This is a genomic window from Mycolicibacter algericus DSM 45454 (assembly GCF_002086455.1).
GTDB classification, from domain to species: Bacteria; Actinomycetota; Actinomycetes; order Mycobacteriales; family Mycobacteriaceae; genus Mycobacterium; species Mycobacterium algericum.
Genome location: NZ_MVHC01000003.1, coordinates 35,150 through 47,476, shown reverse-complemented (window position 1 = coordinate 47,476; position 12,327 = coordinate 35,150). Strand labels below are relative to the sequence as shown.

At 69.5% G+C, this 12,327-nt stretch carries 12 protein-coding genes; 4 read left to right on the top strand and 8 right to left on the bottom strand.

All coding sequences use genetic code 11. The features are described 5' to 3' along the window. Nucleotides 1–31 precede the first annotated feature (31 nt). Nucleotides 32–1,486 (top strand): aldehyde dehydrogenase family protein, encoded by a 1,455-nt coding sequence (locus tag BST10_RS03765; RefSeq protein ID WP_083036426.1) that lies wholly within the window; start codon nt 32–34, stop codon nt 1,484–1,486. Between the two features lie 51 nt (nt 1,487–1,537). Here the strand turns inward: BST10_RS03765 and BST10_RS03760 are convergent, their stop codons facing one another. From BST10_RS03760 to BST10_RS03745, 4 genes are read right to left on the bottom strand one after another with little or no spacing between them, the layout of a single operon-like run. Further along, entirely contained in the window at nt 1,538–2,935 is a 1,398-nt protein-coding gene (locus BST10_RS03760) for an aldehyde dehydrogenase family protein (protein ID WP_083036425.1), read from the bottom strand. Then, on the bottom strand, nt 2,932–3,735 hold the full coding sequence (locus BST10_RS03755) for a carboxymuconolactone decarboxylase family protein (protein ID WP_019735858.1): 804 nt from the start codon (nt 3,733–3,735) through the stop codon (nt 2,932–2,934). The genes BST10_RS03760 and BST10_RS03755 overlap by 4 nt, the downstream gene beginning before the upstream one ends. After that, nucleotides 3,713–4,516, bottom strand: a complete 804-nt coding sequence (locus tag BST10_RS03750) for a mycofactocin-coupled SDR family oxidoreductase (RefSeq protein WP_019735859.1) — start codon at nt 4,514–4,516, stop codon at nt 3,713–3,715. Before BST10_RS03750 ends, BST10_RS03755 begins: the two co-directional genes overlap by 23 nt. Continuing rightward, nucleotides 4,513–5,343, bottom strand: a complete 831-nt coding sequence (locus tag BST10_RS03745; RefSeq protein ID WP_013827358.1) for a mycofactocin-coupled SDR family oxidoreductase — start codon at nt 5,341–5,343, stop codon at nt 4,513–4,515. Before BST10_RS03745 ends, BST10_RS03750 begins: the two co-directional genes overlap by 4 nt. 47 nt (nt 5,344–5,390) lie before the next feature. Between BST10_RS03745 and BST10_RS03740 the strand changes: the two genes are divergently transcribed. Beyond that, nucleotides 5,391–5,963, top strand: coding sequence for a TetR/AcrR family transcriptional regulator (locus BST10_RS03740; RefSeq protein WP_083036424.1), 573 nt, complete (start codon nt 5,391–5,393; stop codon nt 5,961–5,963). Nucleotides 5,964–6,042: 79 nt separating this feature from the next. Here the strand turns inward: BST10_RS03740 and BST10_RS03735 are convergent, their stop codons facing one another. Next, complete coding sequence (locus BST10_RS03735) at nt 6,043–8,241, bottom strand: AAA family ATPase (protein ID WP_083036423.1); 2,199 nt, start codon at nt 8,239–8,241, stop codon at nt 6,043–6,045. Between BST10_RS03735 and BST10_RS03730 the strand changes: the two genes are divergently transcribed. After that, a complete protein-coding gene (locus tag BST10_RS03730) occupies nt 8,240–8,815 on the top strand; it encodes a chorismate mutase (protein WP_019735863.1) in 576 nt (191 codons plus the stop codon). The genes BST10_RS03735 and BST10_RS03730 overlap by 2 nt on opposite strands. A gap of 1 nt (nt 8,816) precedes the next feature. Here BST10_RS03730 and pssA read toward each other — a convergent pair whose 3' ends face one another. The 3 genes from pssA to moeA are packed head-to-tail and all read right to left on the bottom strand — an operon-like array spanning nt 8,817 to nt 11,691. After that, complete coding sequence (gene pssA / locus BST10_RS03725; protein ID WP_013827362.1) at nt 8,817–9,722, bottom strand: CDP-diacylglycerol--serine O-phosphatidyltransferase; 906 nt, start codon at nt 9,720–9,722, stop codon at nt 8,817–8,819. Beyond that, nucleotides 9,719–10,426, bottom strand: coding sequence for a phosphatidylserine decarboxylase (locus BST10_RS03720; protein WP_081465462.1), 708 nt, complete (start codon nt 10,424–10,426; stop codon nt 9,719–9,721). The genes pssA and BST10_RS03720 overlap by 4 nt, the downstream gene beginning before the upstream one ends. Before the next feature lie 47 nt (nt 10,427–10,473). Then, entirely contained in the window at nt 10,474–11,691 is a 1,218-nt protein-coding gene (gene moeA, locus BST10_RS03715; protein WP_083036422.1) for a molybdopterin molybdotransferase MoeA, read from the bottom strand. 118 nt (nt 11,692–11,809) lie between these two features. Between moeA and BST10_RS03710 the strand changes: the two genes are divergently transcribed. Then, nucleotides 11,810–12,322, top strand: a complete 513-nt coding sequence (locus tag BST10_RS03710; RefSeq protein WP_205277448.1) for a PH domain-containing protein — start codon at nt 11,810–11,812, stop codon at nt 12,320–12,322. Nucleotides 12,323–12,327: the final 5 nt, after the last annotated feature.

The following is a 12,327-nucleotide window of genomic DNA, read 5'->3' as shown; positions in this document are numbered from 1 at the left end:
TCGCCGCAACGCGTCATCGGAAAGGCCAGCAATGACTCTCAGCTCTGTGTTGGATGAAGTGCGTCTGCGTCCCGGCGCGGGCGAGGTGATCCCGATCGTCGATCCGGCAACCGAGGAGCAGATCGGCGAATTCAACGACGGCGGCGCCGAGGCCGTCAACGACGCGGTTGCTCGGGCCCGGGCCTCCTTTGATTCGGGTGTCTGGAGCGCGATGCCGGCCCGCGACCGCGCCAAGATCCTGTGGCGCATCGCGGATCTGATCGATGAACATGCCGATGAGCTGGCCCAGATCGATTCGATCAACACCGGGATGCCGCTGATGCAGGCGCAGATGATCGTGCCAACCTGCGCCGAGATCTTCCGCTACTACGCCGGCTGGTGCACCAAACTCAACGGTGAGGCGCACCAGGTGCAGATGAGCGGTGGCATCTCCGGCGCGCATGCCGACCTGCACGCCTACACCCTCAAGGAGCCCTACGGGGTGGTCGGCCTGATCTTCCCCTGGAACGGCCCGGTCTTCAACGCCTGTACCAAGCTGGCGCCGGCGCTGGCCGCCGGGTGTAGCAGTGTGGCCAAACCTGCTGAGGAGACGCCACTTTCGGCGCTGGTCCTGGTACGGCTGCTCAGCGAGGCCGGGGTTCCCGACGGCGTCGTCAACCTGGTCACCGGTTACGGGCACACCGCGGGAGCAGCGCTGGTCGATCACCCCGGCGTGCAGAAGATCGCGTTCACCGGTTCCACCGAGGTCGGCAAGCGGATCGTGGCGGCGTCGGCCGGAAACCTCAAGCGGGTCAGCCTCGAGCTGGGCGGCAAGTCACCGGTGCTGATCTATGACGACGCGGACCTGGACACCGCCATCACGATGGCCGCAATGGGCATCTTCATCCACTCCGGGCAGGGGTGCATCTGCGGGTCACGAATTTTCGTGCAGCGCGGTGTCTACGACCAGGTGGTCGACGGTATTGCCATGGTGGCCAACAACCTTCAGCTGGGTGGTCCGCGAGATGAGGGCGCCATGATCGGCCCGCTGATCAGCGAGAAGCAGCTCAACCGGGTGATGGGATTCATCGAGGAGGGCAAGCGCGACCACGTCGACGTCATCACCGGTGGGCACCGGCTGGATCGCCGTGGCTATTTCGTGCACCCGACCGTGCTAGCCAATGTGGATCCCGGGATGCGGCTCTACCAGCAGGAGATCTTCGGGCCGGTGGTGACGGTGCTGCCCTTCGACGACGACGAGGAAGCCGTCGCGCTGGCGAACGACTCCGAGTACGGCCTGGCCGCCACCGCCTGGACCCGCGACCTGAGCCGCGCCCACCGGCTGGCCAAGCGGCTGGAGGCCGGAACCGTCTCGCTGAACTGCCAGATGGTCTTCGACCACTCGGTGCCGTTCGGCGGCTACAAACAGTCCGGCTGGGGTCACGAGTGGGGCCGAGACGGCGTTGAGAGCTTCCTGCAGACCAAGTCGGTGTACACGCAGCTGTGAGTGTTGCCCGAGCCCCTGCCCACCCCGAGAGTGAACTCGGTGGGCAGGACCTCAGTTCATGCCGATGCGAATGTTTTTGATCTGCAGAAACTCATGGAGCCCGTCGGCGCCTCCGGTGCGCCCGAATCCACTCTGCTTGTAACCGCCGTAGGGGCCCTGCGGTGAGATACTGCTGATGGTATTGATCCAGACCGAGCCGGCTTCCAGCTGCCGGGAGATCCGGTGGGCGCGCAGCAGATCGCGGGTGTGGACGAACGCGTTTAGTCCGTAGCGGGTGCCGTTGGCCAGTGCGACGGCTTCGGCGTCGTCGCGGAACCTCATCACTGACACGACGGGACCAAACGTTTCGGTCTGGGCCAGCGGCGAGGAGTTGTCGACGCCGCCGAATACCGTCGGCTCGATGTAGTAGCCCGATGAGAGCTCACCGCCGAGCCGCCGGCCGCCGGCAAGAAGCTCCCCACTGCCATCAGTGGCTGCCCGCCCGATCACGTCCAGGATGCGGTCGGTGGCGGCCTGGCTGATCACCGGACCGAACATCACCGTGGGATCGAGCGGATCGCCCACCTTGGCACGGCCGACCGCCGCCAGGAACTTCTCGACGAAGTTGTCGTAGACCGACTCGTGCACCAGCACTCGGCTGGCGCAGGCGCAGCTCTGGCCGGACTGCATCAAGGGACCCTGATGCGCGGCAAGCTGTGCCGCAGCGTCGAGGTCGGCGTCGGCGAAGACGATACTGGCCGACTTGCCGCCGAGTTCGGTGACGACCGGGGTGAGGTTGACGGCGGCGGCCTGCAGCACGCTGCGGGCGGTGTTTTCGCCTCCCGTGAAATGGATCTTGCGAATGCCGGGATGGCGCACCAGCGCGTCACCGCCGGCTGCGGCGGCGGGCATCACGCTGACTAGCCCGGGCGGCATGCCCGCCTCCAGACACAGTTCACCGAAGCGCAGCGCGGCTAGTGGCGCGAGCTCGGAGGGCTTGAACACCACCGCGTTGCCTGCTGCAAGCGCGGGTGCAACGCACGATCCGGCGACCACCAGCGCGCCGTTCCAAGGGGCGATAACACCCACCACACCGTACGGTTCGCGTTCGATCAGGTTGACGTCGAAGGATTCGCTCACCGGCGTGCTGGAGCCGTGCGGCTTGTCGGCGTAGCCCGCGAAGTGGCGTAGGAATCGCTCGAGCAGAATTGCGTTCCCGGCGAACGAGATCGGTACCGCATAGTCTTGGACGTTCAGCGCGGCCAATTCGCCGAGATGCTGGTGCACCACGTCGGCCAAGTCGATCAGCAGGTCGCGGCGTCGGTCGACGGTCAGCGCAATCCATTCTCGCTGCGCCTCTTGCGCTGCGGCCACGGCCTGGTGAATCTCCGCTGCGCCGGCCAGTGTCACAGTGGCGTTCGGTCGGCCGGTGGCCGGATAGATGTGGTCGTGCGTGACGGGCGGCGTCATGCATTGCCTTCCTCAGCCCACTCCCGCGTGACGCGCTGCTTCTGCTCCTCGATCACGTCGAGCAGTCGCGACGCCTTGGGCCAGCCGTAGTAGGCACCGAACTGCAAAGCGGCCTCGTCGATTTCGTCGAAGGACACGTCGCGGCTCTTCAGCGCGGCGTAGACGTGACTGAGGATCGGATACGGCGCGTCCTGGAACGCCACACAGGCGACCGTGATCAGCCGCCGCTGCTTCATGCCCAGCCCGGGCCGTAGCCACATCTCGCCGAAGACGAAGTTCAAGATCCCCGCACCCGAGTACGGGTCGTCGCGGGTCGGCACGTAGGGCAGGCAGTTGACGTCGCGGAAGGCCTGCTCGCCGGCGAGCAGCCGGGACTCAGGATCGCTCGGGGTGGTCAGCGGCAGCAGCGGTGTCGACGGCGGTACCGGCTCACCGCGCTCGGTGTGGATGCGCTGCCACTGCTCGTCGACGATCATGTTGAACAGTGACGCCTTCGGCCAGCCGGAGTACACCGCGAAATGCAATACAGTTTCCCGCATTTCGTCGATGGTGACGTCGCCGCTGTGCAATGCCGCGTAGATGTGTTCGCGCAGCGGCTCCTCGGTGTCGGCTGCGGCCAGGCAGGGCAGCGCGATGAACCATCGGTCGCGGCGACTCAATCCCGGACGCTGCCAGATCTCGCCGAACACGAAGTCGAGCAGGGTCGCGGCGGGAGCGGCGGTGGCTGGGATCGGGAGGGTCATCAACTCGGCGAATGCGCGCGCTCCGCGCCCCGCCTCACCGGAGGGTGGCACCGGCATCCACCTTGAACTCCAGCCCGGTCACGTGCCGCGACTCGTCGGAGACCAGGAACAGCACCGCGTTGCTGACATCGCGGGCCTCGGTCATGATGATCGGCAACGCGTTGGCGAAGATCGGGCCGAGGTCGGCGCGCTCGCCGTGCAGCAGGGCGTGCAGCGCATCCGGCCGCATCCCGGTCTCCACCCCGGTGGGGTGCACCGTGTTGACCCGGACATTCACTGCCGCAAGCTCATTGGCCAGTGCACGGCTCATACCGACCACCCCGTGTTTGGAGGCGGTGTAGGGCGTGTGCAGCGGGCTGCCCTTCAGTCCGGCCACCGAACTGACGTTGATCAGGCTGCCGCCGTGGGAGACCAGGTGCGGCAGCGCCGCCGCGCAGGTGTTCCACGCCCCGATCAGATTGACGTCGACTACCGTGCGCCACTGCTCGGAGGTGGTGGTGTCCCAGGTCCCACCGGTGATCACGCCGGCGTTGGCGACCGAGGCGTCCAGACCGCCCAGCTCCGCCACCCCGTCGTCGACCGCGGTCCGCAGCGCGGCGGCATCGCGGACATCCACCACGCGCGTGACCGCACGGCGACCCTGTTCTTCGACCAGCCGGGCGGTCTCCTCGAGGTCTTCGGCTGCAGCCAGCGGATAGTCGATCTCCGGCAGCGACGCGCAGATGTCGACCAGGATGAGGTCGGCACCCTCCTCGGCCAGCCGCACGGCGTGGCTGCGACCCATGCCTCGCGCGGCGCCGGTGACCAGCACCCGCTTGCCCGCTACCCGCCCGCTCATAGCTTGTTGCAGAAGCCGGCGTCGACGGGGAAGGTGACCCCGGTGACGTAGCGGGCAGCGTCGGAGACCAGGTAGGCGATCGCGGCGCTGATGTCTTCGGGTTCGAGCATGCCGACCGGCATCGGATTCTGCAGATGCGGGCCGCCGTCGGGGTAGTTCTCCAGGAACGAGGTCATGGCCGGGTTCACCGCCATCATGGTGTTGACCGCGGTCGGGTGCACGGTGTTGACCCGGATGCTGTGCGGGGCAAGGGCGTTGGCCAGTGTTCGCATCAAACCGACTATGCCGTGCTTGGACGCCGCGTAGCCCAGGCCGCCGCCTTGCAGCCCGCCGAAACCCTTGAGCCCGGCGGTCGAGCTGGTGAACACGATCGACCCGCCCCGGTCACCGGCGATCAAGTGGCCAATGGCGGCTTTGGCGGTGTGGAACGAGCCGACCAGGTTGACGTCGAGCACGTCGGTCCACATCTGCAGGTCTTCCTCGTCGGTCAGCTCGCGAAACGCCATGGCGGCGATGCCGGCGTTGGCGCAGACGATGTCGAGCCGGCCGAAGTGCTCGACACCGGCGTCCAGTGCCGCCTTCAGCGCTGCGAAGTCGCGGACGTCGGCGACCGAGCCGATCATCTTGCCGCCCTGCGCCTCCACCAAGGCGACCGTCTCGTCCAGCTCGTCGCGGGAGCCCATCGGATAGCCGTTGGAGGCGATGTCGGCGCAGATGTCCACGCCGATGATGTCGGCGCCGTCGGCGGCCAGGCGCACCGCGTGGCTGCGGCCCTGCCCGCGCGCCGCCCCGGTGATGAATGCGACTTTTCCGTCCAGAGAACCCATGCCGGTACGGTAACCTGGTTACTCAACGACGGCAAGGGGGTGAATCGATGTCTGGCCCGGAGGATCGGATCCTCGGCATCGTCGTCGAGATCCTCGAAACGCAGGGCTACGACGCGGTTCAACTCCGCGAGGTCGCCCGTCGCGCCCGGGTGTCGCTGGCCACCATCTACAAGCGGTATGTCACCCGCGACGAGCTCATTCTCGCCGCGCTGGACAGCTGGATGGCGGAGAACCGTTACTCCGGCGTCGACGCGTATGCGCCAGAGCCCGCCGAGCCGTTGTACCCGGCGCTGATGCGGTTGTACCGCACCATCTTCGAGCCGTGGGAGCGCCACCCGGCCATGCTGACGGCCTATGTGCGGGCCCGGTCCGCGCCCGGCGGTGACACGCTGGTCCGCCGCGGACTCGACGTCGTGGGGCCGGCGATGCGGGCGGCGCTCTCCGAGGTCGACGAAGCCTTCATCGCCGACCTGGATGTCATCATCTCCAACCTGGTGTACGGGTTGTCCGCGCGCTTCGCCGCCGGCGAGCTTGCGATAACCGATATCCTGCCCGCCCTGGACCGGGCGGTCTACCGGCTCACCAGCGGATACGAGGCGGGGCTGGCCGAGGGGTCCTGACGCCACCGATCAGCGTGCGTAAACCCGGTGATTCGCATGGTGTGTCGGCCGGGAACACGCACGCTGGGGCATGGACGGGCTAGCGGTTGTCGGCGAAGGAGCGCAGCGCCTCGATCTGCGCGGGATCCAGGGACGGCCGCACGGTTTCGCGGGCGGCGGCCACGTCGGCCTTCGTGACGTCGGCGGCGTCGATGGACCGGCGCATCGCGGTCAGCGCCGCCTCGCGCAGCAGCGCCACACAGTCCGCGGCGCTATAGCCGTCCAGGTCGGCGGCCAGCGCGTCAAGGTCGACGTCGTCGTGCAGCGGCACGGATTTGCCGGCCACCCGCAGGATCTGGCGGCGGGCGTCGGCGTCCGGCGGCTCGACGAACACCAGCTTCTCCAGCCGGCCCGGCCGGGTCAGCGCCGGATCGATCAGCTCCGGCCGGTTGGTGGCCCCGACCACCACCACGTCGCGCAGTGGGTTGACGCCGTCGAGTTCGGTCAGCAGCGCGGCCACCACCCGGTCGGTCACCCCGGAATCGAAGCTCTGTCCCCGCCGTGGCGCCAGCGCGTCGATCTCGTCGAGGAACACCAGTGACGGCGCGGAATCACGGGCGCGCTGGAACAGGTCCCGCACCGCCCGCTCGCTGCTGCCCACCCACTTGTCCATCAGCTCGGCGCCCTTGACCGCGTGCACGCTGACCCGCCCGGAGCCGGCCAGGGCGCGCACCACGAACGTCTTGCCGCACCCCGGCGGGCCGTAGAGCAGCACGCCGTGCGGGGGGTCGACACCGAGCCGGGTGAAGGTGTCCGGGTGCTGCAACGGCCACAGGATCGCCTCGGTCAGCGCCTGTTTGGTGGCCGCCATGTCTCCCACGTCATCGAGGGTGATCGAGCCGACCGAGACCTCCGCGGCCGCCGAACGCGACAGCGGACGGATCACACTGAGCGCCCCGATCAGGTCCTGCTGGGTGAGCGTGGGCGTCTCGTCGTTGTCACTAGCCCGCGACGCCGCCCGGAGCGCCGCCTCCCGGACCAGCGCGGCAAGATCAGCCGCCACGAAACCCGGTGTGCGGTCAGCGATCTCACTCAGTGTCAGGTCCGTCGTGGGAACCGAGATCAGCAGGGTGGCCAGCAGCGCGGCCCGGGTCGCGCCGTCGGGCAGGCTCAGCCGGATCTCCCGGTCGCACAGCTCCGGCGCCCGCAGTCGCGGATCGACCCGGTCGGGAAGCGCCGAGGTGGCGATGAACGCCACTCCCTCGGTGGCCACGGCGGTGCGCAGTTCAGCCAGGATCAACGTCGCGACCGGCTCCGGCGGTTCGGGCAGCAGGGTGTCCACGTCGGCGATCAGCAGCACGCCGCCGCCGTCGCGGACCTTCGCCACCGCCGAGCGCACCGCGGCCAGCCGGTCGTCGGCGGCCAGCGCACCGATCTCCGGCCCGTCCAGTTCGAGCAGCCGTCGGCCCTCGCACACCGCCCGCACCAGCGTCGTCTTGCCGACCCCGGCCGGCCCCGAGACCAGCACCCCGAGGTTGGTTCCGGCGTTGAGTGTCTTGAGCAGCTGCGGCTCGTCGAGGGCCAGCTTGAGCCATTCGGCGAGTTTGGCGGCCTGGGCCTCGCAGCCCTTGAGTTCGTCGATGGCGATCCGGGCCGGACGCACCCGCGCGGCGGCCGACGGCTTCGCCGTGACCGCGGTGCCGTTGCCCCAGGTCACCAGTGAATTCGGTTGCACGCTCACCGGTCCGGCGGGATCGACACCGGTCACGGTGAGCAGCTCGGAGGTCCAGCTGATCCCGACCGCCGACGCCAGCGCGGTGGTCGCCGCCGAGGTCGAGGTGCCCGGTCCCAGGTCGCGGGGCAGCAGCGACACCGCGTCGCCGACGGTGAGCACCTTGCCCAGCAGCGCCTGGCGCAGCGTGTTCGGTGACAGACTCTGCGAGGCCAGTGCCGAGCCGCTCAACGTCACCGATCGGGCGCCGTAAACGGTCACCGCGGCCACCACCACCTCGGTGCCGTCGCGCAGCCCGGCATTGGACAGCGTGACGTCGTCGAGCAGCACCACCCCGGTTGGGGCATCCGGCCCGGCCAGCCCGGCCACTGCCGACGTCGTGCGAGAACCGGTCAGCGACACCGCGTCCCACTCCCGGATGCCCAGGGCGGCAATCGCTTCGGCGTGCAGCCGGACCACTCCACGGCGGGCGTCGACCGCGGAGGTGTTGAGCCGGGCGATCAGCGTCAGGTGGCGGGAGGAGGTCCGGGAGCCATCGCCGTCCCGATGCTCTTCAATAGAACCCATGCGGTCATTATCGGCATACCGCCGCTCACTGTTGCCGGCGATCGGCGCGGTCACGCTGCTGGCGATACCGGTGCCGTCTCGCGCCGATACGGCGAATCCGCTGGCCGAGCTGGTTGACGCCGCCGCCGGCCGCCTCCAGGTCGCCGACGATGTGGCGGCGGTCAAATGGCGGACCGGCGGAGCCATCGAGGACCCGGTCCGGGTGCAGCAGCAACTGGCGAAACTGGCCGACGATGCCGCCCGTAACGACCTCGACCCCGCCTACGTGCAGCGGATCTTCGGCGACCAGATCGCCGCCACCGAAGCCGTCGAGCACCACCGGTTCGCGCAGTGGAAACTGGACCCGGCCACCGCGCCGGCGAGCGCCCCCGAGCTGGCGGAATCACGTGCCCGCATCGACGGATTCAACCGCGAGATGCTCACCCAGATCGGGCTGCGGCGGCAGCAGCTGCATTCGCCGGAGTGCGCCGCCCTGCTCGACGAGGCGGTCCGGGAGGTCAGCGCCGCGCGCCGACTAGGCGAGTTCGAACACGGCGCACTGACATCGGCGACCCGCGAGTACTGCTCCGAATAGCTCAGCGACCCGGTTTGCGCAACCGCAGCCGGGCCATCGATTGCCCGCTGGGCCGGCGGATGCCCAACGGGCGGCGTCCCGGCTGCGACCGGCGGATCTCCCGGCGCGCGGCCCGGCGTTCCCGGGGAGCGTGCTCCCAGGCCTCCGGATGCGCAGCCACCCAGCGCTGGCTGCGGACCGAGAACGGAATGGTGCACAGGTAGGCCACGATCAGCACCAGCACCAGCACATACGGGAACAGGAACGCCGCGGCGGCCACCAGCGCCAGCACCGCCAGCAGCACCGCCGCCAGATGCGGCGGCACCGAGACGGCATGCATCTTGCGCATCGGGATCCGGCTGACCAGCAGCATCGACGTGCCCACCACCCAGGCGCAGGTGAACCACTGCGACGTCCACCAGCCGTCGCCGAACTGCAGTTTCGCGGCCAGCAGGCCCATCAGCGTGATCGCTCCGGCCGGGGCGGGCATCCCGACGAAGAACTCGCGGGTGTAGGCCGGCAGGGTGGCGTCGTCGAGCAACGCGTTGAACCGGGCCAGCCGCAGCACCACGCACACCGCATACAGCAGCACCACGATCCAGCCCGCCGGCTGCGTCGACAGCAGCGACACGTAGATCACGATCGCGGGCGCCACCCCGAAGTCGACGGCGTCGGCCAGCGAATCGATCTCGGCGCCCATCCGCGACTCGGCGTCGAGGATGCGGGCCACCCGGCCGTCCAGACCGTCGAGGATGGCGGCCGCGGCGATCAGTGCCATCGCGACGTGCACCTGGCCGTCCAGTGCGTACTTGATCGAGGTCAGGCCGGCGCAGATGGCCAGCACCGTCATCGAACTGGGCAGGATGTGCAGGCCGACCGGGCCCCGGGTGCGGGTCGTCGGGTGGACCGGACGGGCGGAACTCGTCATGGCAGCTGGGCCAGCACCGTCTCACCGGCGACCATGCGCTGCCCGACGCCGACCAGCGGCTGCGTCCCGACCGGCAGGTAGGTGTCCAGCCGCGACCCGAACCGGATCAGCCCGTAGGTGTCACCGATCGCCAGATGGTCACCGGGCCGGGCGTCGCAGACGATGCGCCGTGCCAGCAGCCCGGCGATCTGCACGGCGATCACCTCGGCGCCCTCGGCGGTGCGGATCCGCACACTGTTGCGCTCGTTGTCCTCGCTGGCCTCGGTGCGGTCCGCAGACCCGAACCGGCCGGCCCGGTGCAGCACGTCGAGCACCTCACCGCCGACCGGAGCCCGCTGCACGTGCGCGTCGAACACCGACATGAAGATGCTGACCCGCGGCAGCGGAGTGTCGGGCAGATCCAGTTCCGGCGGCGGGGTCGCGGTGTCGACCAGGCAGACCATGCCGTCGGCGGGTGCCACCACCACACCGGGGCGCGTCGGCGGTACCCGGCGGGGATGCCGGAAGAACCCGGCGCTGGCACCCGCGGCCAGCAGCCCGGCGCCGCGAACCCAGCGCTGCTTGCGGCCCACCGCCGCCACACCCAGGCCGCCGGCGACGAACGGCAAGCCGGCGTGGTGCATCGGCGGCACCGTTGAGCGCACGAGATCGATCAGGTGTCGCAGACCGCCGGGATCATCTGCTGCGCGGGGTCGTCTGGCCATCCGGCCATCTTAGAAGCTGTCGTGTTGATGCGGCTGAATCGCCGGGCTCACCCGGTCAGGTCCCAGACCTCCACCGGGGTTCCCACCGCCAGTTCGGTCACCTCGTCGGCGATGTCCAGCAGGCAGTTCGCCGACGCCAGATAACGCAGATGGTGTGAGGCCGGCGGCCCGTAGTTGGTGACCGCCCCGGTTTCGTAGTCGAGCAGGCCGCGCCGGAACTGCCGCCGGCCCGCCGGTGATGTCAGCTTCTCGCTGAGGACGGCGGTGCGGCGCGGCCGCTCCGGGATGGGCAGGTCCATCGCCCGGCGCAACGCGGGGCGGACGAACACCTCGAAGGACACCTGCGCACTGACCGGGTTGCCGGGCAGCGTGACGATGGCCGCCTCGCCGACGCGGCCGATCCCCTGCGGCATGCCCGGCTGCATCGCGACCTTGACGAAATCCACGCCCTGATCGCCGTCGCGGCCGAAGACGTCCTTGACCACCTCGTAGGCGCCCGCGCTGACCCCGCCGCTGGTGATGATCAGATCCACCGCGCCGTCGGCCACGCCGTAACGGTCGAGCACCGCGGTGAACTCGGCGGTGTCGTCGGCGACGGTGACCGCGCCCACCACCTCGGCCGCGGCGTCGCGCACCGCGGCGGCCAGCATCACCCCGTTGGACTCGTAGATCTGTCCGGGTTCCAGCGGGGTGCCGGGTTTGATCAGTTCGGTACCGGTGGAGATCACCAGCACTCGTTGGCGGGGCCGCACCGTCAACTGGGCCAAGCCCAGTGCCGCGGCCAGACCCACCGCCGGCGGAGTGACGACCTGCCCGGCCCACAGCACGGTGGCGCCCTGCGTGACGTCGCCGCCGGCACGGCGGATGTGGCGTCCCCGGGCGATCGCGGCACTGATCGCCACCACGTCCACTGCGCCGTCGGTGGCCTCGACGGGAACCACCCCGTCGGCCCCGAACGGAACGGGCGCACCGGTCATGATGCGATGCGCGGTACCGGGTTCCAGCGTGGGCACGTCGGTGCGGCCGGCCGGAATGTCTTCGGCCACGGGCAGCCGCACCGGGTTGTCGGCTGTCGCCGCGGCCACGTCGTCGGCACGTACCGCGTAGCCGTCCATGCCGGAGTTGTCGAAGACCGGCAATGAGATCGGCGCGGTCACCTCCGCGGCCAGCACCAGCCCCTCGGCGTCGGGGAGCGCAACGGTGACCGGCGGACGCGGATGGATCAGCTCGGCGACGGCCCGCTGGTGCTCCTCGACAGATCGCATGACGACAGTCTGACTCAGACCGCGACGGTGATTCCTGTCAGTTCCTGGGAGACCGCCGACAGCCGCTGTTCTGCCCGCGAAGGTGACAGCGCCGCGGCGCTGGGTCATTCTCTGTTGCATGGCGCCCAACGCAAACCCATCCGCGGTGATCACCCTGGTCGACCCCGCCAACCCGCCCAGCTCCCGCGCGCCATTGGTGTGGGCGCTGGTCGGCGCGGTGCCCTGGCTGGTGCTGGCAGTGCTGCAACTGGGGTGGGCGGTCGCCGACGAGCGGCTGGCCTGGTTGCACGCCGCCGCCTGGGCGGTCACGGTGCTGGGGCTGCTGGTGTCGGCGGGCGTGGCACCGCTGTGGCGCTATCGCGTACACCGGTGGGACATCAGTGATCAAGCGGTCTACACCCGCACCGGCTGGCTGGTGCAGGAACGCCGGATCGCGCCGATCTCCCGGATCCAGACCGTCGACACCTACCGTGGGCCGCTGGACCGGCTGCTCGGGTTGGCCAATGTCCGAGTCACCACCGCGTCGTCGGCCGGGGCGGTGCACATCGTGGCGCTCGATGCCCCCGTTGCCGACCGCGTGGTGGCGCAGCTGACCGATATCGCCGCGCTGGGCGCCGGGGACGCCACGTGAGTCCC

Excerpts from the sequence above, each read along its gene's own strand:
- BST10_RS03760 (WP_083036425.1), bottom strand. The coding sequence starts at position 2,935 with ATGACGCCGCCCGTCACGCACGACCACATCTATCCGGCCACCGGCCGA.
- BST10_RS03750 (WP_019735859.1), bottom strand. The coding sequence starts at position 4,516 with ATGAGCGGGCGGGTAGCGGGCAAGCGGGTGCTGGTCACCGGCGCCGCG.
- BST10_RS03740 (WP_083036424.1), top strand. The coding sequence starts at position 5,391 with ATGTCTGGCCCGGAGGATCGGATCCTCGGCATCGTCGTCGAGATCCTC.
- BST10_RS03720 (WP_081465462.1), bottom strand. The coding sequence starts at position 10,426 with ATGGCCAGACGACCCCGCGCAGCAGATGATCCCGGCGGTCTGCGACAC.
- BST10_RS03710 (WP_205277448.1), top strand. The coding sequence starts at position 11,810 with ATGGCGCCCAACGCAAACCCATCCGCGGTGATCACCCTGGTCGACCCC.
- BST10_RS03745 (WP_013827358.1), bottom strand. The coding sequence starts at position 5,343 with ATGGGTTCTCTGGACGGAAAAGTCGCATTCATCACCGGGGCGGCGCGC.
- BST10_RS03755 (WP_019735858.1), bottom strand. The coding sequence starts at position 3,735 with ATGCCGGTGCCACCCTCCGGTGAGGCGGGGCGCGGAGCGCGCGCATTC.
- BST10_RS03735 (WP_083036423.1), bottom strand. The coding sequence starts at position 8,241 with ATGGGTTCTATTGAAGAGCATCGGGACGGCGATGGCTCCCGGACCTCC.
- BST10_RS03765 (WP_083036426.1), top strand. The coding sequence starts at position 32 with ATGACTCTCAGCTCTGTGTTGGATGAAGTGCGTCTGCGTCCCGGCGCG.
- moeA (WP_083036422.1), bottom strand. The coding sequence starts at position 11,691 with ATGCGATCTGTCGAGGAGCACCAGCGGGCCGTCGCCGAGCTGATCCAT.
- pssA (WP_013827362.1), bottom strand. The coding sequence starts at position 9,722 with ATGACGAGTTCCGCCCGTCCGGTCCACCCGACGACCCGCACCCGGGGC.
- BST10_RS03730 (WP_019735863.1), top strand. The coding sequence starts at position 8,240 with ATGCGGTCATTATCGGCATACCGCCGCTCACTGTTGCCGGCGATCGGC.